Origin of the sequence: Robbsia andropogonis (genome assembly GCF_034047095.1) — a bacterium.
Classification (GTDB): domain Bacteria; phylum Pseudomonadota; class Gammaproteobacteria; order Burkholderiales; family Burkholderiaceae; genus Robbsia; species Robbsia andropogonis.
Genome location: NZ_CP139170.1, coordinates 1,935,368 through 1,955,062, shown reverse-complemented (window position 1 = coordinate 1,955,062; position 19,695 = coordinate 1,935,368). Strand labels below are relative to the sequence as shown.

Sequence of the window (19,695 nt, the reverse complement as noted above, 5' to 3'; positions counted from 1 at the left end):
AATTCTCAATGATCGTACGGGCGATGCAATGTGCAGTCGGGATTCAAGCGAACGCCAAATCCAGGTTTGTCGAGCATCGATAAGCGCATTCGGCCGTTTTGCGGAACGGGCTCGTCTAGCAGTTGCGGGTGAAACATGGGAACGACCTTATCGGCCTTCGGCGCCATCATCAGAAACTCGGCGAATGGACTGTTATGCCGAGTGATGACAAAGTGATAGCTATACACGGACGAACCGTGCGGTACAACCATCGCACCATATGCATCGGCCAGAGCCGATATCTTGATTAATTCCGTGACGCCACCGCACCAACCGACATCGGGCTGAATTACATCGCAGCACCCCATCTCCAGCAGCATCCGAAACCCCCAGCGCGTGGCTTCGTGTTCACCTGTGTTTACTAGCATGCCGGGAGGCACTTGCTTGCGCAACGCGGCATATCCCCAATAGTCGTCAGGTGGCAGTGCTTCCTCAATCCATTTCAGACCGTGGTGTTGCGCTTGCTGTGCAAGACGCGTTGCATAATCCAGATCGAGTGACATCCAGCAATCCCACATCAACCAGAAATCAGGGCCGACCCGCTCGCGCATATCGGCCAGTTCCGCGAGGTTCTTTCTCAACCCCTCGTCACCTTCTGTAGGCGCGTGGTGCAGTGGCATCTTACCGCCGATAAATCCCATCTCTTTCGCCAGATCGGGTCGAGCACCAGTCGCATAGAACTGAAGTTCGTCACGTACCGCCCCGCCTAGCAGTTGATGTACGGGTTCACCGCGAATCTTGCCAAGTAGATCCCATAGTGCCAAGTCCACGCCAGAAATTGCGTTGACGACCAGGCCCTTTCGGCCGTAATAAACGGAACCGAAGAACATCTGGTCCCAGATCTTTTCAATATCGGTGACTTTTGCACCTTCCACGAAACGCGAGAGATGCTTTTCGACGATATAAGCTGCGGGTTCGCCTCCAGTGGTTACCGCAAAGCCAACGGTGCCATCACTCGCCTCTATTTCAACAACCAACGTCCCCAATACGTTGATGCCGAAGCTTTTTCGACTCTGCCGGTATTCTGGATAACGACTCATCGGTGTGGCGATATGATCGTCTATCCAATGATCATCACCCTGGTCGTGATAGTCGGCACCGCCACCACGGAGTGTAAAAGCGCGGATATGTTTGATGGTCGGAATTGAGGCAATCATCGGTAGCTCCGTGAAACGATAAGAACAAAGCAAATACGTCTGGTAAATACAATTTGTAACTCGACATGAGGGCCGTTCTTGAACGTCATTGCGTATCGCGCGAATTCGTCGTCCGGATTCTTCGATCAGTGTTGTGTACGCAATGGCGGAGAAATTGGTACGGCGATCTGGGGTTTGCGAATATTGATCAGCGCGATCATGACCCCTGCCAATACCGTTGTGACTGCCAGCGTGTAAAGGCCTGCAGCCGGTGAACGAAAAGCCACTTCAGCGGCGTGCTTCAAGTTCGGTGCAATAAATCCCCCTATCGCACCGAACGAATTGATCAGGCCGAAACTAGCCGCGGCAGCGGCGCCGCTAACAAATGATGCGGGAAAGGTCCAGAAAACCGGTTGCACTGAAATAAAACCGGCCGCCGCTAGACACAATGCAATAAGGGCGATCACCGGCTGGCCAATGGCGACGGATGCCGCGATGCCGGCCGCACTGATGAATAACGTGACGGCGGCTACAGAACGATGATTTTGATGCCGATCTGCGAAAGGCGGTACCAGATAGGCCGCCAATGCAGAGCAGACCCACGGAATGGCCGCGACCAGACCCACGGTGAATCCGATCTTTCGCCCCATCAGTCCGGCGACCTGGCTCGGCAAATAGAACACGACGCCGTACACACTGGCTTGTATCAGAAGATAGATGATGCACAAGTACAGCACGCGCCTGTTCAATAATGCTTGTACGACCGTTCCTGGACTATGCCCGCGCTTCGCTTGTTCTTCGTTTTCCAGCGCGGCGATCAAGGCTGAACGTTGGGCGGCACTGAGCCAGCGAGCATCACTCGGGTGGTCCACCAGATAAAAAAGCGCGGCAACGCCGACGGCGGTGGCAAGCAGTCCCTCCACAAGGAACATCCATTGCCACCCTACCAAGCCGCCATGGCCGTGTAGCTCAAGCAACATGCCGGATAGCGGGCTGCCGAATATAAAGGCAATGGGCGCTCCGAAATAAAACAATCCGAGCGCTTTGCCACGCGATTGCTGCGGGAACCAATAGGTTAGATACAGGATCACACCGGGAAAGAAGCCCGCTTCGGCGATGCCCAGCAAGAAGCGCAACACGTAAAACGAGGTTTCGCCTTTCACAAATGCCATGGCGGCGGAGATCAGGCCCCAGGTGACCATGATCCGGCACATCCAGATGCGTGCCCCCACCTTTTGCATGATCAGGTTACTGGGCACTTCCACCAGTGCGTAACCGATAAAAAAGACCCCTGCACCGAATGCGTATGCCGCGTCCGCAATACCAACGTCTGCCTGGAATTGTGCTTTTGCAAAACCAATATTCGCACGGTCAAGAAATGCCATGACATACATCAGCAGCAGGAAAGGCAGCAGCCGTCGGGTTGCTTGTCTGATGGCGCTGTGCAAATCGGGGTCACCTGCTACTGCTCGCTGGTTCATGGTGGTCTCCGCTCGATTGTTGATTAGGTAAGCCAAATAGGTCGTTTTCTCGAGTAGCTGCACTTTACCTAGTTGCTGCAATTACACGCTAATCACAAAAGTACTAAAACTGATACGATTTGCTGATCGATAAAGGACCCGACATGAACGCTTCGGTCTCGCAGATTTTGTTGAATCGACTTAGATTCAAGCACTTGCAGATGCTCGTCGCCCTCGGGGTAACGAACAACCTGCATCGCACCGCTGAAGCCTTGCATGTGTCTCAGCCAGGGATAACCCGAATGCTGCAAGAAGTGGAGGAGATGCTTGGCTGCGCGCTGTTCGAACGTCGGTCGCGTGGTATGGCACCAAATGAATTGGGCGAACAGGTTTTGCGTTTTGCAAGGAACACGTTGGCAACGGTCGAACGATTCGCCAGTGACTTCACGGAGTTTCGCGAAGGCGGATATGGTCACCTCGCCGTGGGCGCTGTGATGGGGGCTGCTCCTGATCTGGTTGTAAATGCGTTGGTCGAGATCAAGACGTTTCACCCGCGGTTGCGTATTCGCATCATGGGGGATACAACGGACCAGTTAATCGATCTCCTAGAGCGAGGCCAGATCGATGTGGCCATCGCGCGCGATGTCACGGCGGATCGACACGACAGCTTTAGTTTCGAGGCGATTGGGAACGAGCAATTGTGCCTTGCCGTGCGCCGTGGCCACCCGCTATTACAAACCCGGCAGAATGAAAGATCGCTAAAAGGGTTGTGTGGCAAGTGGCCATGGTTGCTGCAGTCGGCAACGACACCCACAAGAATCGCCTTCGATCTCGCGTTGGCCAAATCGCATATCGCGTTTCCAAAAGACATTGTCGAATGCAGCTCGGTTTTCGCGATGTTACAGATGGTGCAATTGACCGATGCGATTATGTTGCTATCGGAAACGGTGGTGCGGGATCATGTGAAGTCTGGCGTATTAGGACTACTATCGGTGGAAACGGGGGCGACGCTTCCGCCTTTCGGGGTCGTCTTACGAAGAAATGAAACGCCCAGTCCGCAGTTGCGAACTTTCCTCAGGCTGTTACGTGAGATGGCCGGGGTAGCAGAGGCAAGCCATGCAGGCATGGCGCAAGTGGATCGTGCGTGACGGTGCTGTCGCGCAAGGTTTTTGTGACGCAACCCATCGTAAATCAGGTTACGGACGGAATTGCATACCCGGAGACGAGTAAAAATAACTGCACGGCTCCGTAAAGCGTAATGAATAGCGCGCCGCTGACGGCAACGATGCGTTGAGCGCGATTCCATTGCAAACGGTATCTCAGATGCCGTGTCACGAGAATGCGGTTGATACTGACGCTGCCAGCGGCAACGGCCGAGACGGTGACTGCGACGCCAGCGGACATGGCAACGGTTGCAGCAACGCCTACTTTCGGAACACCCGTCGCAATCGTTGCGATCAGCACGAAGATGGCACCGACGCAAGGCCTGATACCTGCCGCGAGCCCCAATGCACCGATATGGGATACCTTTGGAAACGTATTCGCCCACACCTGCCACGAAACATTGGCAGGCAAAGCCAAGTTGCGCGAGCGGGTTTGCACTGCCATGCCAAGGTAGCGCGCACTCGTGATGGCATTGTTTGTAGGGCGATCGTCGGCGACGCGGGGGAAGTGCACCGGCAACCGCGTCGTGCAGCAGCCGCGCCGTGTCAGCGTAGTCCATAAGGTCCATGCGCCCGACAGCATTAGCAATCCGTAGCCGACCGTTTCCAACGCCGCTGCCCGCGAGAGCACTTGCATCATACCGTGCGCGGAGAATGCAACAGTGCCGAAAACGATACCAATCGCGGACAATGCCTGCACGGTAGCGGTCCATGTACTTAATAGCAGCGCGTGCTTCAACCGGGCCTGGCGAGAGCCAATATATGCACCAACCATGAACTTGCCGTGCCCTGGTCCGAGCGCATGCAAAATCCCATAGCCAAACGACATCAGTACCAACGTCCACCAGAGCGCGGGCGATGCACCGGTTCGTAAGCGTGCCGCGGCCGATTCGATTTCCGCGTTCAAGCGCCCTTGCCAGACGATACTGAATGCCACGGCGCGTCGGATAGGTTCAGGCAATGTCATCGGGGGACTCGGCGTTACCGAGACGAATGCCGAACGCATATCTCCTTTGCTGTTATCGAATTTACGCGCTGGCGTAATGGCACCGACGGAACCTCGCTTATCCCGGTCGGACGCATCTGATGCGGCAGAAGCCGACAAGGCATCCTCGTTTGGATGTGTCGCGTCTTTCGACGTTTCAACCGGGAGACCGAACACATCAATCGCTGGCGCCGCGAAAACATCGTCGGTGCAAGTCAAGGCAACCGTCGTGAGTAACAAAAATACGAAGGTCAGCGTTCGTCGGCGTACTACACATCCGATAGACGGGGTGCCGTTTAGCAAGTTCGCGCGTATGCTGGGGTTCACTACGCACACGATAGAGTCACCGCTTTTGGAATAACAAGGCCTGTAAAAATCGGATGCGCGGTATCTGCGAATGACTTGACCGTGCATCCGGCTTTCTCGCTGCCGCCGACGACTTTACCACTTGCATCACGCAATCGTATGGCTTTGTCAGGCGCGTTGCCCTCGGCTTCATAATCGACAAAGAACGATGGGTCCCAGATGCCCAGCGTCACGGTATGACCTGTGACCATGACCGGACTCGGCAAGCGGAGTGTGAAACGATAAACGACATCGCCACCCTCTATAGCAACGCGAAAATCGATCGGACCGTCCAGGCGCTGAGGGACTCCGTTGACATAGAGATGCGTGTAATACCCTACGCGCCCCAGAGAATCGAACGCTTGTTCCTTGAAAACCGCTGTTTGCGCAGCGGTTGCCGGACCGTCCTTAGGTTGGGCGTCCAACCCGATGATCTGTACCGGAAAGCCATTTGTAAACCGCCATGTCTCTGCAATGGATGCAACCGCCCGGTCTTGCATCTGGATATCCGCTGCATAGCTGACCCAGACGTGTGGATGGGCAATGGCATTGCCTGCGACACACGCCATGGCTAGGCCGATGCCGCCTAGCCAAGACAGGCGCGCATTTCGCCGTCCCGAGAAGGGACCGAAAAGCCTCGTCGAACCGCGTGTCTTAAAATGACGTACCGATTGTTGCATCACACAGAATTTTATTTCTATCGCATCATCCAGGATATTAACCGCGTTATGCACTCGAAGTGGTGAAAATCCGAAAAGTGCGTTGCATTACACAGAAAGCACCCACGGAAGCACGGTAACCCAGGCGACGATCAAGCACGGCATTTTTGATATTTCAGGCTATGATCCTCCCACTCACTTCACTGAGGACCCGTGTCCATGACCCATGCCTCGCATAACGTTACTTTCCCTAATGGCCAGTCAGTCGCGCCAATCGGCATGGGCAGTTGGCGTCTCGGGCAAGATCGGCGACCAGCAAAAGAGGAGGAATCTGCCTTACAGCTTGGGATCGACCTCGGAATGCAAGTGATCGACACGGCTGAAATGTATGGTGACGGTCGTTCCGAAATCTTGATAGGTCGCGCCATCAAAGGGCGCCGCGAAGACGTGTTCCTGGTATCGAAGGTCTATCCGTGGAATGCCACGAAACAGAAAATGACGGCGGCGTGCGACTCGTCGCTGGAACGGTTGAATACGGAGTCGATCGATCTTTACCTATTGCATTGGCAGACCGGTACACCACTGGCAGAAGTTGTCGTAGCGTTCGATGGATTACAGCGGCAAGGCAAGATTCGCGCATGGGGCGTCTCGAATTTCGACGCCGACGCCATGAAAAAACTACAGGGGGTGCGGGACGGTGCTGCCTGCCTGACCGATCAGGTTCTTTACAACGCCGGAAGTCGCGGTATTGAATTTGACTTATTGAAATGGTGTACGCGGCAGGCAATGCCTGTCATGGCATACGCGCCATTGGGGAGCGGCGGTGACTTATTGCATCATCCCATGTTGGCTGAAATCTCACGGAAGTACGGTGTCACACCTGCCACAATTGCTCTCGCCTGGTCGATTCGCAATCGCAACATCATAGCGATCCCTGAATCCGGCAATGCGGTGCATATCCGGGAGAATGCGGCTGCGTTGACATTGCAACTCGATGAAGAAGACGTGGCAGCGATCGATGTGGCCTTTCCCCCGCCATCGCATAAGACCGCACTGGATATCCTTTAAAAACCAACCCGGTCGGTTAGCAAGATCCATGGTCGTCACGGATGCGACACCCGGGTGACTTTCACAAAAAGGAAATTTGCCGATGATGGACATCAATCTGCCGGATGTGGTCGCCGAAGTCAGTGCTATGTGCGAGCAATACGAAACAGCGCTCGTCGCGAACGACGTGTCGGTGCTCGACAGGCTTTTCTGGAATTCTTCGATGACGATTCGGTATGGCGTCACTGAGAACTTATATGGCTATAACGCCATACAGGCGTTTCGTGCCGCTCGGCCGAGCAACGGGCTCGACCGAACAGTCTTACGGCACGAGATCACGACCTTCGGCAGAGACTATGCAACGAGCTGCCTGGAATTTGCTCGACAAGGCGTGGTCGGCGTCGGACGCCAGACGCAAACCTGGGTCCGTACTGAAGCAGGATGGCGTGTGGTCACCGCACACGTCAGCCAGATGCGTTAACTGATTCGAGCCGATCCGTACATCACAATGCGCGCTGCACCGTTCGGGCAGAGCCCGAGATGTCTTGGCCCACACCGGCGATTGTGTTGCAACCGCTCAAGGACAACAATGCGCCGCTCATTAGCAACAGCGCGATCAAACGCTTGGTCATACCCACCCTTCCCCTTATATCCCATGCTAGACCGTGCCCGGCGCCCGGCCTGCGCTACTGTACCGGAAAAAAAGCCGTTGGGGGCCGTGTTGCTTATTTCCGTGATGGATCAGGGTCGGCCAAGGCGGTTCGCAGTGCCCCTGGGGAATCGGTCATGACGGCATCCAGACCGAGCGCGCGCGCCTGCGCATAATTGTCGGCGCTTTCTACGCCGAACACCATCAGATGAACTCGGCCCTGTGACCTGAAGCATTGCACCGCGGCAGGTGTCCACCAATGGGCGTCCACTTTTGTCACGCCCTCACCAAGGGTATATCGTTCTATGACCTCCACGTTGCGGTGAAGTTCAATGCCGGACCACGTCCCAGCCGGCGGTGCGTCACATTGGCCATTCAGGGCCAGCCGTACAAGACGTGCGCGGGTATCATCCCGTGCCTCGAACAACTGTGCCTGCGGATAGCGCCGCATCGCGCGGGTTGCGTCAGCATCGGTTGAATACAGTCGGACCCGCTGCCATGCATGATCTTGTTCGAGTACCGCTGCCACGGCATCGACTAATGGCTGTACGGGTGTCTGTTTCATATCCAACATGATCGGCACATCCGCTGGCACCTTGGCCAATGCCTCGTGCAATGTCGGAATGCGGACCGGATGAGCCCGATAGGGATAACCGACACCATCCGACCGTCCCTTGAAGCGATATCCGGCATTCAACCGCGCGATTTGCCCGTACGGGACGTCGGCTATCGGGCCGCTCCCTTCTGTCAGTGCTGAAAGGTCTGCCGGCCGATACATGACGGGTACGCCGTCTCGAGTCACTTGAACCGTCATCCAGAGCGCGTCGGCCCCATTCTCCAAGGCACTGCGAAAGGCCTCTACCGTGTTTTCCGGCATCTCGCCTGTGCCGCCGCGATGGGCAACGATCAGCGGGTGCGCAGGCGTCGAACCGCTCGACAATATGCCAGACCTGACGCCGTAGGGCGTTACGGAATGATCGATACCACAAGCCGCAATGCCAACGGATGCCGATGCCAACATCACGATGCGCAGAAAGAAAGAAAATTGACGAAGCACAGCAATACGCATGGCGTGATCCAAGAAAAAAGGAAGGTCGATCAACTCGATCTTGGTAAGCACACTATGACGAAATAATGACATTTCTATTACAACAATCATCGGTAAGCAAGTCAGTCGGGTTGGTGCGGTATGCGCCAAATCTCGGAGTGTGCGCGACGAATCTTCGTGCATTTCCTGCAACACGGTTGCCATGCTCTGGTGGCGTTTTGCAAAACTCACGTTTATTGCTAGGATCGGACGTCCCTTTTGGCTGGATCTACCTGATGTCGTCATCCGCACCTGCTTCTGTAACTTCGCCGCCACTGCCGTTCTTGTGCAGCCCGCATTACCCTTTTGCAATGGCGTGGATCGCAGCGTTGCAGGCAGTGATGCCGAACGAGCGCATCGTGCCGTTCGCGGCATTGACTGATTTCGAAAAAGCGACATGCTCAGTGGCGATCGTAGCGAATCCAGATCCGGACGAGGTGCGCGCGTTGAGCGGGTTGCAATGGGTGCATAGCGTCTGGGCGGGTGTGGAACGCTTGGTCGCCGAACTCGACGCTGAACCCGGCGGGACAGGTGCGTCTATACAGATCGTACGGCTGATCGATCCGGCACTCGCCGAAACGATGGCTGAAGCAGTCCTCGCCTGGACGCTTTATCTGCACCGTGACATGCCCCGTTATGCGTTGCAACAGCGTGCATCACAGTGGCGGGAACACGACTATATACGCCCTGCGGCGAAAATGGTCGGTTTGCTCGGGCTTGGCGCGTTGGGCGAAGTGGCAGCGCGGCGGCTGCATGCGTCGGGGTTTCAGGTTAGCGGATGGAGTCGGCGGCGCAGGTCGATCGCTGGCGTGCGGTGTTTCGCCGGTGACAGCGAATTGCCGACAATGCTGGCACAGACCGATATCGTGGTCTGCCTGTTACCGTTGACGCCAGACACCCGGCATGTTGTCAATAGCGCTGCGCTGGCGGCAATGAAGCCGGGCGCGGGACTCATCAACTTTGCGCGCGGACCGATCGTGGACGACGCTGCTTTGCATGCCGCGCTTGATACTGGTCGGATCGGACATGCAGTGCTGGACGTATTCGCACAGGAGCCGTTACCGCCTGAAAGTTGGCATTGGCAGCACCCTAGGGTAACGGTCCTCCCTCATATTTCCGCGCCTACCGATCGTGTGAGTGCATCGGCGATCGTGGCCAAGAACATTGCCTTGTTTCGTGCTAATGGCACGATACCGCCGGTAGTAAATCGACAGCAAGGGTATTAAAAAGCGTCTACTCGTCAAGCTCTGCGACATGCCTTGGAGAACGATGCCGAATAGCAGACATCGATTGTCAGTGTCAATGTTTAGCGGCCATGATCGCCTTGTCGAACGTCCCACCATCCTTGAAATGAACGTCTTGCGCTTTATCCCAACTGCCAAATACCTGATCAATCGTAAAAGTCTTGATCGGATGGAAGGTGGACGCATATTCCTTCAGCACTTTCAGGTCACGGGGACGCAGATGATGCTTGGCGATAATTGTCTGCCCTTCCGGGGACCACAGGAAATGTAGAAACGCCGTGGCTTCCCGCCGCGTCTTGTGCCGATCAACGTTCTTGTCAACAACGGCCACCGGCGGTTCCGCCAACAGGCTTTCACTCGGATAGACAGTCTCAAATTTATCTGGCCCGAACTCTTGTTGAATCAGTGCAACCTCATTTTCAAAGGTCACTAACACGTCCCCAAGGTTTCGCTGTGCAAAACTCGTTGTCGCCCCGCGGCCACCGGTATCGAGCACCGGTACGTTATGCAGGATAGCCTGTACGAATTGCTGCGCTTGAGCATCGGACCCACCATGCTGGACCCTCCATCCCCAGGCGGCCAGATAACTATAACGGCCATTACCCGACGTCTTCGGATTCGGCAAGATGACTTGCACGCCTGGTTTCGCGAGATCGTCCCAGTCCTTGATCTGTTTTGGATTACCCTTGCGGACCAGGAAGATCATTGTCGTCGTATAAGGACTCGCGTTGTTCGGGAACGCCTTGCGCCAGTTCTTGTCAACAAGGCCGCCCTTCTGCACCAAGACGTCAATATCGCTTGACTGATTCATTGTTACGACATCTGCTTGCAAGCCTTGCAGCACCGACAATGCCTGGGGGCTGGACCCGCCATGCGACTGCTTGACAGTCACGGTTTCTCCCGTCGTTTTTTGCCAGTAAGCGGTGAACGCCGGATCGATCTCTTGATACAGCTCGCGTGTCACGTCGTAGGACACATTGAGCAAGTTGGTTTCCGCACGAGCCGTACCGGTTACGCCGATCAAGGCAAGCGCGATTGAGAAAGTGGCGCTATAGAATCGCCGTTGTCCAGTCTCCGTTATGCGCCTTACAGCCCACGCTATCGATACCTTCCTGTCGCGCATGCAAAATCTCCATGAGATGCGTTGAACCAGGGAAGATCGCGTGCTCAGGACGAGCAGCGAGTAGCCTCCCAAGGCGGATCGTGGCTGGCATGCCACTTTCAGTCTGCTTTCGACGGATGTCGATTGTCTGAAGGTTTGAACGCCACGTCAACTGTCATCGGTTCGGTGTGGTGAGTCTCCTGCCCATTCCCTATCTTGTCGTTCCACTAGTGACCTGAATGCTTGTTTGGGCTTTGATTTCTGCGTTTTAAAGTGTCATTTCTAGATGAATGCCTGTTAGTTGCAAATAAAGATATATGCGACTGATGCCCGCTGAATTGATCGATAGCCCGAATGGACGCCGGCATCATGGGGCCTATTAGGGCAAAAATAAGCCATGTCGCCACTGTCATTTTCGATCGCGCATGGAATACTGTTTGCCCTCGCACGGTGGCGAGGCCCCGGGACCGATGCGACAGACGATTTCACGTTGTCATTCTTTCGGGACAATAATTCGATGTACTATTTATATTTTTGCGATTGATGCGCTCCACCGCTATTGCCTGTTTCGTCGGGTGGATCATCAACGCTTTGCCTGTAGGCGACGCGCATGCCGATAACATGCTTCGAGCACGGCCTGTGTCGGAGCGCGCGTCGTCCAAATCAGCAAGCGCGCCGGGAAAGAACCAGCCGGACTACTCGGTACGCAGCATTACCAATGCCAATCGTAGAAGCGATCGAATCCCCGGCGCATCCGTCTTGCACCAAGCACGTGCGTTAAAACTCGGCATGCCTTCCGATGCAGTCATCCTTGCGCGCGGCAAGTTGGCCGTGCTACAGCCTCATCCCAGCGGTCGTTTTACCATAGGTGTCCTGCGCGGCAACCAGCCAATAATCATCGTCGACCCGGATTACCCCACGCTGACTGGCGTGATTTCCGACCAATTGCATATACTCAAACATCAGTTGGGGATCGACTGGGACATCTACTCGTTCGAAACGGGTGAAGCCTTGACAGCGGCCCTCAGCGAAGGGCGGATCGACCTCGCCGCGGGACTTCATATGCCAGGTAGCGATCCAGCGACACCCGCGGGCGCAGGTATTGGCGCTCTGTCGGCTGCCACTGGCAATGGCCGCTGCGCGCCATCTCCGACGACGCAAGGGCAGCGCATGGCGCAAAGCGACCCCTTTCATGAATCAAGTGCGGCATGGGTTTCTCGTCGGCAACTCCCCGGCCTCCATCCACTACCGGAACCCGGCGCCATGCGACGCGCCAGCATCCCTGGCCTGATCCCCCACGACATATTGCGCAAGACGCTACCAAAATCAGTGTCCATCGACACGTGGATCTATGTCGACACCCAATACAACGGCCTGCGCGACGTTGCCCTGGGGCATATCGACGCGTTCCTGGGCGATGCCAATGCCTTGCAAGCCTACATGCCATCACCGTTGTTCAGTGAACTTCAAGCACATCGGTTGATGCCGCGAGTGCCGCTGCGCTACCGCTTCATGGCAAGAGAGGACGCGGCATCCGGGAGTGGTTTATTGGAGAGTATTGACGCTGCGCTACGCGCGCAATCGGCGGCACTGCGCGCGGACATCGCCCGTTACTGGAATCATCCCGTGGCCACGCATGGTGCGGCGCGGATCAATCTCGACGTGGCAGCCCGTGCCTGGATCGTGGCGCACCCGGAAATCCGGATTGCGGTGCCGATCAACAATGTCCCGATGGCGTATGCGAACGAACACGGACATTTCAGTGGCTTGATCGCGTCCATTCTGGAAATGGTCGGTGCCCGGACCGGTTTGCGTTTCGTACCCGTGTATGTCGATGCGCCCGACACGGCCCGGCTGGTCGTGCAACGCGGGGAAGCCGACCTCTTTCTGACCACTCGAAGCGATCGTCCAACCGATGTCCGTCGCTACCCTGAAACTGGCCACCCCACGCGGGCTCCCGTCGAAGCGAACGAGCGGATCACCCGCCCATTTCTGTATGCGACGGGCGCTATCGTTGCGCCATGCGGGATCGCACCTTTGTCCGATCCGAGCACTTTGCATGGCAAAAGAATCGCCTTGACGCGCGGACGTCCTATTTCGGAATACCTGGCCGCGCGCCAATTGCAGGGCGAGCACCTGGTGTATGCGAACGACGAGCGGCAAGCATTGGAACACGTGCGTGCCGGGCGCGCGGACGCGGCTATCATCTACCTCGATGCGGCCCATTACCTGCTGTCGATCACCCCCAAGAACGGCCTATGTCTGAGTGGCACGACCGGGCCCACGACAATCCCGATTCAGTTCGGCACGCGTCAGGCCGACACAATGCTGGCAAGGATCGTGGATGAAGCGCTTGGCACGATTCCAAGCGACACATTGCATGCTTTCCGGTCTCATTGGTATGCCGGCTCGGCCACGCCGAGCGGACACCGTATCGACTCGCATGTATTAGCATGGACGATCGGCTCGGCGCTCACCATCGGTTGCGGCATCGTTGCCTGGAACTACAACCTTCGCCTGCGTATCCGGCGCAAACACCATCACGAAGCCAAGCTCAATCGTTACATCGCTTTCCTGCGCCGCCTCATCGATGCGAACCCGATCCCGAGCTACGTACGGGATGCCTCAGGCGTCATGGTTGACTGCAACCTGGCGATGCTGCAACTGACGAACAAGACGCTCGATCAAATGCGCAACAAGCTGATCCATGAAGCCGACGAACTCGATGCCGAGAGCCGCATGAAGGTACAGCGTGGCTATGCAGCGCTTGCGGCCGGTGCCGAGTCCTATTCCGAAACGCTGTCGTTACGTATCAATGGACAGCAGTACGAAGGCTGTCATTGGCTTGTCGCCTTGGGCGAATTAGGTGCTGATTTTGGCGTTGCAAACGCATCGGCACCCGGGTCGGCAATGCTGGGCGGCTGGATCGACATGACCGAGCGCAAACGGATGGAACGCGCGTTACGGCAGGCCAAAGACGACGCGGAAGCCGCGAACCGTGCGAAGGTCATGTTCATGGCGGCGATGAGTCACGAAATTCGTACGCCGATGAATGTCATCGTAGGCGTCCTGGAATTGCTCTCAGCAGACAATCGAACGACCGCGCCGCTGAAACGGCAAGCGGATGTCGCGCAGCGTTGCGCGACATCCCTGATGACGTTACTCAATGATCTATTGGAGTTCGCCCGCACGGAAGTCGATGCGCTGCGCCTTGACTGCCACCCGGCCTCACTCATCGCACAGATCAACGATGCCGTGGACTTCTTCCGGCAAAGCGCACGGAATAAAGGCCTCGACGTCATCGTGGCATGCGACACCACGATACCGAATACGTTGGTGTTCGACGCGTCCCGGCTAAGACAGGTCCTGACGAATCTGCTAAGCAACGCGATCAAGTTCACCGCGACGGGATATATCACTTTGCGTGTAAGTCGCGTAACCTCGCCGGCCTCGGCAGCGCCCTCACCGGAAAAGGCTGCCGATCCAACCACGAGCGACACGCCCCTGACGACATCGCGCTTACTGTGGTTGACGATCAGCGTTGGCGACACAGGTCCAGGGATACCGGAAGATCTTCGTCCGCTCCTGTTCCAGCCGTTCCAGCAGTTGTCACACGACACGTTCCGTCGCCATGGCGGCACCGGCATGGGGCTTGCCATCTCGAAACGCATCATCGAAGCCATGCAGGGAAAAATCGATGTGGAGAGCGAGCTCGGTGTGGGAAGCACGTTTTCAATCACGCTGCCTTTTGACACGGGGGCATCGGGCCCGGACAAACTTTCCACTGCATCGCTCATGCTTCCGCCTAACGCGGACCCGCGTTCCATGATCCACTCGCACGTCGAGGCATCGCATCCGCACGCCTTGCGACCGATAGTGCCACCCCCGTCTTTTCAGGTCAGCCTGCAATCTGGCGCACACGTCTTGATCGTCGACGATCACGAAGCCAATCTATTGTTGCTAAGCACACAGCTTTTACAGCTTGGCCTTACGCCCATAACTACCTCGACCGTGGATCAAGCGCTAGCGTATCTTGACCCACCATCCCTTGAAAGGGCGGTGGCGTTCGATGCGGTGATAACCGACTGCAATATGCCAATTCAAGATGGCTATGCATTGGCACGCGCTTGCGCAGATCAATGGCCTCAATTGCCTGTCATCGGATATAGCGCCGACGATACGGAAAGTTGCCTGGAAGAATGCCTGCGCAGCGGCATGCGCGGCAGACTGACCAAACCGGTCACGTTGGCAACACTGCGCGCGCATTTTATCATCGCGGCACCGCCCGACACGCCGCGAAAGATCGCGTCGAATGCAGACGAGACCGTCATGACGATCGCACTTGGCGATCCGGAATTTGCGCGCAAATTGATCGACATCTTCGAACAGGGCGTGATGAAATCCCTTCCGACCTTTTCCGACGCCGTGCATGCGCAGGATGCGCAGCGCATACGCGACATCGCGCACCATAACAAAGGGCCGGCCGCAATGCTGGCGCTGCATCGCTTCGTCGATGCCTGCAGCACGATCATTGCACAGTGCGCCGAAGCAGCGGAACCCGACTGGGAAGAGATGCAGGCGCTTTACGTCCGAGCCTGCACCGCGGTGGAGGCTGAGTTGCAGTCCATCCGTGCAGCGCTCGCCGACCGCCGGCCCCTTACGCTTGACTGAAGAACAACCGTAACGTTGAAAGATCGGCCACACCCACTGAAAGCGCCAACATCAACCGGATGCGCGCTTTGTACGGGTTCAGCGAACCGCTCGCGACAAAACCTGCTGCTTCGTCGTCGACTGCGGCATTCAACGTGACACGCACGTCGGCAGCACGGCTCGATCTGACCACTACCACGCCCGCTGCCGTCGCGCGTCGCAACGCCGCCATCATCGGGGCGTTGATCGTACCATTGCCTGTTCCAGCGACGACGATGCCGCGCACCCCCGCGGCAACGAGTGCCTCCACCAGCCGGGGGGATGCACCCGCATACTGCGCGACCACCTCGACCGCCGCCAGCATGGTGGGTATGAAAGTGCTCGTGCGCACCTTATCTGACAGCGCCGCCGCGCGCGCCGCGCCCGGCTCGATCTTGGTCGCAGCGTCCGCCGGATGTCCTTCTGCCGCTTCGCGCAGCCAGCCAACGCGTCCGTCTTGCACCCATCCCAACGGACCACCAGACAGCGATACAAAGGCATCCAACGCATGACTGCTGATCTTGATCACATCGCGCGCCGCGTGGACGCGATTCTGCAGCGTGACCAAAACGCCCTTTCCCTTCGCCGTGCACGTGCCCGCCAACGTGACCGCGTCGAACAGATTCGCCGGGCCATCCGCGGATAGCGCCGTGGCCGGCCGCATGGCTGCCGTCAACACGATGGGCTTGCCATCGTCCAGAAGCAGATCCAGCCAATACGCTGTCTCTTCCAACGTGTCGGTGCCGTGGGTGATTACGATGCCATCGACATCATCGCGCGCGCGCGTGGCGCGCACGACCGCCGTGAGTGTGCACCAGAATGCCGGGTCCGCATCCTTGCTGTCGATCGATGCCACCGCGATGGTCTCGATTGTGGCAATACGTGCCAATGCCGGCACGGCACCGACGAGTGCGTCACCACCCAGCGCACCGGCCGCGTAACGTAGCGACTCACTATCCGACGCGGCGGCGCCAGCGATGGTGCCGCCGGTCGTTAGCACCACGATCCGCGGCAGCGCGGCCCATCCGGTGCGAGGCGTCGGCGTGGCGTTCGTAATAGAGGAATGAGCTGGCAGAGCGCCATCGGTGCGTGAAGAAGCGTCGGTCATTAGGAAAAGTCCTTGGATCACATCGCGGTCAAGTCGGAAACGCGGCGACGGCGCGCGCGAGCGGTGCATATCAGGGCGGCAGTGTGCCAGACAACGCGAACGATGTAACGTGGCCGTGGCCACCTTTGCGTAGGCGCTTCCATTTGCCTCGTGCGGATTTATCGTACCGTGTCACGTACGTCGCTTTCGCGCGACGCGCAACCCTTTCCAACGGATTCCGCGAAAATAGTTGCGTCAAAAAAAATACTGTATAGAATCACAGTATCGCATACAGGAAATCGAGACATGCTCAAGCTTACCGCGCGCCAACAGCAAGTATTCGATCTGGTCGTCCAGGCAATCGAACGCAGCGGTTTTCCACCAACGCGCGCCGAAATTGCCACGGCGCTCGGCTTCAGTTCGGCCAATGCGGCGGAGGAGCATCTACGTGCGCTGGCGCGCAAAGGGGTAATCGTGTTGTCGCCGGGAGCGTCACGGGGCATTCGCATCGTTCAAAACACCGACGACAGCGCCGCGTTCACGGATGAACGCGCAGCAACTCGGCCCCGGCCGGAATCGGCGGGAGTGTTGCCAAGAGATATAGACCGTTCCTCGCCGCGAGGGGGCGTTGCACTCGCGGGCATGCTGTCTCAGGCCACCGCGTTGTCTTTGCCGCTAATTGGACGCGTTGCGGCGGGAAGTCCGATCTTGGCTCAGGAACACGTTTTGCAACAGTACCAATGTGATCCGACTTTATTCAGCAATCGTCCGGATTATTTGTTACAGGTGCGTGGCCTCAGTATGCGAGACATCGGCATCTTGGATGGTGATTTACTTGCAGTACAGCGTCAAAACGATGCCCGCGACGGCCAAATTGTCGTAGCCCGTCTCGGTGACGAAGTGACTGTGAAACGATTGAAACGCATACCGGAGGGTATTGCATTGCTTGCTGAAAATCCTGATTACCCGACGATTGTCGTTGACCGTGAACGGTCCGACTTTGCACTCGAAGGGATTGCGGTAGGACTTATTCGACCGACGCCCCTTTGAAGGAGATACATCATGTCTAGGCTCGTTCGCTTGTTTTCTGTCGATAGCACCATTCACGCCTTTGGCCGCCTGCGTGCAGACCGCGGTCGCCTGTCATGTCGCGACAAAGCGAATCTGGCGGCACGTGCCACGGCACCGGTCCTTGTCAATCGAGATTCGGATGTCACACCCTCGCATCAGTCGATGAATGCAGGGGCTGTTGTCGCCCGTACTGCGGCACTACGTCCGACTGTGCAAGCCGTCGCGGCGGCGACTCCCCGCCCTACCGTACGCGTCTATCGCCGTACCAGTGGGATGACGATGGTGGGTAATATAGATGCAATTTGCCGGATGATTGACCGGTGCATCGCAGATGAGCGCGCGGCCTTAGCATCGAGGGGTGGTCTTGTAGCTGTCGCAACGCTTGCAGCCGGCTAAACATTGCCGAATATACCCTGGCCCTCAAGCGCTATTCTGTTCGCATTCCTCATTAATGTAGAAATTAGACAATGCACTTTAAACATAGGTGCAAAGAATCCCCCTACTGGCGTGAACAATAATGGGAGCTCAGGTACGGTTTTTGCCTATCTACAAGGTAGCTTAGTCATGCGCTTGCAAAGCTAACTCGGATTTGTTTCTGTTTGCTGATTGTTCGCCCTATCGGACGTTCTATTGGAGAGACAGAAAAGTGGCACCCAGCGTGTGTTCGAAAATACGCAATTTTGCGTTTTGAAGTACCTGAAGTGGAGGATAGTATGAGCGAAGACAAGCAATCTCCTGAGAAGCCAAACCCAACGACGCACAGCGACAACCGGGATAGCGCACTGCCTCACCGAGATGATGGAAATCGAAAAATGGCGCCAAACGACCTGCGCGATAAGAAAACAGATGAGCCACCGGTTGGCTGAGACAGTACCAGTCTGACGCATCGCAGCATGCACGATTTGTTTGCTAAAACAACACTTTGAATTAGCCCGCGGTCTGCGTTTATAGCGCTTGTCGGCAAGTCGTATCCTTGGCGCGGCGCCCCACCTCATCCAGCGATTCGCGCCTGTTAGCTTGACCGGCCATCTCGTATCGGCAGTACATTTATAGCCGGTTTTGCGGGAGGTATGAAGCCTTTTTCATAAGTCGCTCCCTTATCAAACAAGACACCACCGACGGTTACCATCATGCCTCGGTCCGCCGGCGGGATACGCTCCCAATTCCCCGCCAGCCATAGGGCCCATTCGACTGTCAGCGCTTTGACTGCGTCGCCGGAAATCGCGCCGGCTTGGTCGAACGCATCAATGAGGGCTTCTTGCTTCATCCGTTTTGCTCCAGGAGGTTCCGGGATGTCCATCGTCACCCTGAACAGGCCGACATAGCTGCTTGCGTATCCAATTTAAATAGCGACATCCTGACTTCGCCACGCAGCAACTACGCCGAAGTTGCTGTCTTTACAAACCCGATGACAGCCCGCTGTAGTCTCAGGACAAGGGGAACTCCATTCAGCCTACGCGTCTTTCTTCAGAGGCGTAATTGCTACGATGTTGCTTACGATACTACGGGTTTTTACACAATTGCCACGCAGCCACACGAAAAGTGAGACGCATTTGCTCGGTTGAAAGCAGAATGAAGGTTATTTGGAGCGTTTATTTGTAGATTATTTCACTACAAGCGACACCTTTCAGGTCATCGTCATGCGTTCAACTGTCTCGTTACGCGTACTGTACGAAGATACACCGTGGTGTTGAAGCCGTGCTCTTATGCTTGTAACCACTTCTTATCGGGTATTCCCGACGTCGTAAGACGCGACATGCCATAATCGAATGGCTTTTTTATTGAATCCGCTTGGCCGCCTTGCTAATGAACGCGGGCGCAACGCTGAGGGGTCATACGAGCACTGAAGCGAACACTGGACTGCACGAAGTCAACTGCGTGCGTTGAGACCGACGGTAATATCGCCTAGACGAGAATGCCGCACGCGTGGGT

The 19,695-nt window shown here is 56.6% G+C and carries 17 protein-coding genes; 8 read left to right on the top strand and 9 right to left on the bottom strand.

Going from position 1 to position 19,695, the window contains the following annotated elements:
* Window positions 1–5: 5 nt before the first annotated feature.
* Together rhmD and SJQ66_RS22170 are read right to left on the bottom strand one after the other, a co-directional pair.
* Window positions 6–1,196 carry an L-rhamnonate dehydratase gene (rhmD, locus tag SJQ66_RS22175; protein WP_253466119.1) on the bottom strand — a complete coding sequence of 397 codons (1,191 nt, stop codon included), beginning with the start codon at window positions 1,194–1,196 and terminating at the stop codon, window positions 6–8.
* A 125-nt stretch (window positions 1,197–1,321) separates the two neighbouring features.
* Entirely contained in the window at window positions 1,322–2,656 is a 1,335-nt protein-coding gene (locus tag SJQ66_RS22170; protein ID WP_320534557.1) for an MFS transporter, read from the bottom strand.
* A gap of 143 nt (window positions 2,657–2,799) precedes the next feature.
* On the opposite strand from SJQ66_RS22170, the gene SJQ66_RS22165 reads away from it, so the two are divergent.
* Complete coding sequence (locus SJQ66_RS22165) at window positions 2,800–3,783, top strand: LysR substrate-binding domain-containing protein (protein WP_253466126.1); 984 nt, start codon at window positions 2,800–2,802, stop codon at window positions 3,781–3,783.
* Between the two features lie 43 nt (window positions 3,784–3,826).
* Here SJQ66_RS22165 and SJQ66_RS22160 read toward each other — a convergent pair whose 3' ends face one another.
* Both SJQ66_RS22160 and SJQ66_RS22155 read right to left on the bottom strand, forming a co-directional pair.
* Complete coding sequence (locus tag SJQ66_RS22160) at window positions 3,827–5,002, bottom strand: nickel/cobalt transporter (RefSeq protein WP_162199123.1); 1,176 nt, start codon at window positions 5,000–5,002, stop codon at window positions 3,827–3,829.
* A 107-nt stretch (window positions 5,003–5,109) separates the two neighbouring features.
* Entirely contained in the window at window positions 5,110–5,697 is a 588-nt protein-coding gene (locus SJQ66_RS22155) for a DUF1007 family protein (protein ID WP_046154233.1), read from the bottom strand.
* Between the two features lie 309 nt (window positions 5,698–6,006).
* Here SJQ66_RS22155 and SJQ66_RS22150 point away from each other — a divergent pair, with 309 nt between their 5' ends.
* Window positions 6,007–6,855 (top strand): aldo/keto reductase, encoded by an 849-nt coding sequence (locus SJQ66_RS22150; protein ID WP_024905504.1) that lies wholly within the window; start codon window positions 6,007–6,009, stop codon window positions 6,853–6,855.
* A gap of 85 nt (window positions 6,856–6,940) precedes the next feature.
* Window positions 6,941–7,315, top strand: a complete 375-nt coding sequence (hpxZ, locus tag SJQ66_RS22145; protein ID WP_320535361.1) for an oxalurate catabolism protein HpxZ — start codon at window positions 6,941–6,943, stop codon at window positions 7,313–7,315.
* A 22-nt stretch (window positions 7,316–7,337) separates the two neighbouring features.
* Here the strand turns inward: hpxZ and SJQ66_RS22140 are convergent, their stop codons facing one another.
* Together SJQ66_RS22140 and SJQ66_RS22135 are read right to left on the bottom strand one after the other, a co-directional pair.
* Entirely contained in the window at window positions 7,338–7,466 is a 129-nt protein-coding gene (locus SJQ66_RS22140) for a hypothetical protein (protein WP_320534556.1), read from the bottom strand.
* Between the two features lie 93 nt (window positions 7,467–7,559).
* A complete protein-coding gene (locus tag SJQ66_RS22135) occupies window positions 7,560–8,552 on the bottom strand; it encodes a glycerophosphodiester phosphodiesterase family protein (RefSeq protein WP_236693675.1) in 993 nt (330 codons plus the stop codon).
* A 254-nt stretch (window positions 8,553–8,806) separates the two neighbouring features.
* On the opposite strand from SJQ66_RS22135, the gene SJQ66_RS22130 reads away from it, so the two are divergent.
* Window positions 8,807–9,796: a 2-hydroxyacid dehydrogenase gene (locus tag SJQ66_RS22130; protein ID WP_046154234.1), complete on the top strand. Its 990-nt coding sequence runs from the start codon at window positions 8,807–8,809 to the stop codon at window positions 9,794–9,796.
* Window positions 9,797–9,869: 73 nt separating this feature from the next.
* Here the strand turns inward: SJQ66_RS22130 and SJQ66_RS22125 are convergent, their stop codons facing one another.
* Window positions 9,870–10,937: a sulfate ABC transporter substrate-binding protein gene (locus tag SJQ66_RS22125; protein WP_320534555.1), complete on the bottom strand. Its 1,068-nt coding sequence runs from the start codon at window positions 10,935–10,937 to the stop codon at window positions 9,870–9,872.
* 522 nt (window positions 10,938–11,459) lie between these two features.
* Here SJQ66_RS22125 and SJQ66_RS22120 point away from each other — a divergent pair.
* Window positions 11,460–15,587: an ATP-binding protein gene (locus tag SJQ66_RS22120; protein ID WP_320534554.1), complete on the top strand. Its 4,128-nt coding sequence runs from the start codon at window positions 11,460–11,462 to the stop codon at window positions 15,585–15,587.
* Here the strand turns inward: SJQ66_RS22120 and SJQ66_RS22115 are convergent.
* The gene (locus tag SJQ66_RS22115) at window positions 15,574–16,713 is read right to left on the bottom strand and encodes an asparaginase (RefSeq protein ID WP_253466132.1); all 1,140 of its coding nucleotides are present in this window, start codon (window positions 16,711–16,713) and stop codon (window positions 15,574–15,576) included. The two genes, SJQ66_RS22120 and SJQ66_RS22115, sit on opposite strands and share 14 nt — an antisense overlap.
* Before the next feature lie 285 nt (window positions 16,714–16,998).
* Between SJQ66_RS22115 and lexA the strand changes: the two genes are divergently transcribed.
* The 3 genes from lexA (at window position 16,999) to SJQ66_RS22100 (ending at window position 18,629) form a co-directional block, all read left to right on the top strand.
* Entirely contained in the window at window positions 16,999–17,742 is a 744-nt protein-coding gene (gene lexA / locus SJQ66_RS22110; RefSeq protein ID WP_320534553.1) for a transcriptional repressor LexA, read from the top strand.
* A 12-nt stretch (window positions 17,743–17,754) separates the two neighbouring features.
* The gene (locus SJQ66_RS22105; protein WP_320534552.1) at window positions 17,755–18,159 is read left to right on the top strand and encodes a hypothetical protein; all 405 of its coding nucleotides are present in this window, start codon (window positions 17,755–17,757) and stop codon (window positions 18,157–18,159) included.
* A gap of 317 nt (window positions 18,160–18,476) precedes the next feature.
* Window positions 18,477–18,629, top strand: coding sequence for a hypothetical protein (locus SJQ66_RS22100; protein WP_164468532.1), 153 nt, complete (start codon window positions 18,477–18,479; stop codon window positions 18,627–18,629).
* Window positions 18,630–18,775: 146 nt separating this feature from the next.
* On the opposite strand, the gene SJQ66_RS22095 is transcribed toward SJQ66_RS22100, so the two are convergent.
* Entirely contained in the window at window positions 18,776–19,030 is a 255-nt protein-coding gene (locus SJQ66_RS22095) for a hypothetical protein (RefSeq protein ID WP_320534551.1), read from the bottom strand.
* Window positions 19,031–19,695 lie beyond the last annotated feature (665 nt).

Bases quoted from the DNA above. Each gene is read 5' to 3' on its own strand.
- rhmD (WP_253466119.1), bottom strand. From the start codon at position 1,196: ATGATTGCCTCAATTCCGACCATCAAACATATCCGCGCTTTTACACTC.
- SJQ66_RS22120 (WP_320534554.1), top strand. From the start codon at position 11,460: ATGCGCTCCACCGCTATTGCCTGTTTCGTCGGGTGGATCATCAACGCT.
- SJQ66_RS22100 (WP_164468532.1), top strand. From the start codon at position 18,477: ATGAGCGAAGACAAGCAATCTCCTGAGAAGCCAAACCCAACGACGCAC.
- hpxZ (WP_320535361.1), top strand. From the start codon at position 6,941: ATGGACATCAATCTGCCGGATGTGGTCGCCGAAGTCAGTGCTATGTGC.
- SJQ66_RS22150 (WP_024905504.1), top strand. From the start codon at position 6,007: ATGACCCATGCCTCGCATAACGTTACTTTCCCTAATGGCCAGTCAGTC.
- lexA (WP_320534553.1), top strand. From the start codon at position 16,999: ATGCTCAAGCTTACCGCGCGCCAACAGCAAGTATTCGATCTGGTCGTC.
- SJQ66_RS22130 (WP_046154234.1), top strand. From the start codon at position 8,807: ATGTCGTCATCCGCACCTGCTTCTGTAACTTCGCCGCCACTGCCGTTC.
- SJQ66_RS22115 (WP_253466132.1), bottom strand. From the start codon at position 16,713: ATGACCGACGCTTCTTCACGCACCGATGGCGCTCTGCCAGCTCATTCC.
- SJQ66_RS22170 (WP_320534557.1), bottom strand. From the start codon at position 2,656: ATGAACCAGCGAGCAGTAGCAGGTGACCCCGATTTGCACAGCGCCATC.
- SJQ66_RS22155 (WP_046154233.1), bottom strand. From the start codon at position 5,697: ATGGCGTGTGTCGCAGGCAATGCCATTGCCCATCCACACGTCTGGGTC.
- SJQ66_RS22135 (WP_236693675.1), bottom strand. From the start codon at position 8,552: ATGCGTATTGCTGTGCTTCGTCAATTTTCTTTCTTTCTGCGCATCGTG.
- SJQ66_RS22125 (WP_320534555.1), bottom strand. From the start codon at position 10,937: ATGCGCGACAGGAAGGTATCGATAGCGTGGGCTGTAAGGCGCATAACG.
- SJQ66_RS22140 (WP_320534556.1), bottom strand. From the start codon at position 7,466: ATGACCAAGCGTTTGATCGCGCTGTTGCTAATGAGCGGCGCATTGTTG.
- SJQ66_RS22095 (WP_320534551.1), bottom strand. From the start codon at position 19,030: ATGAAGCAAGAAGCCCTCATTGATGCGTTCGACCAAGCCGGCGCGATT.
- SJQ66_RS22165 (WP_253466126.1), top strand. From the start codon at position 2,800: ATGAACGCTTCGGTCTCGCAGATTTTGTTGAATCGACTTAGATTCAAG.
- SJQ66_RS22105 (WP_320534552.1), top strand. From the start codon at position 17,755: ATGTCTAGGCTCGTTCGCTTGTTTTCTGTCGATAGCACCATTCACGCC.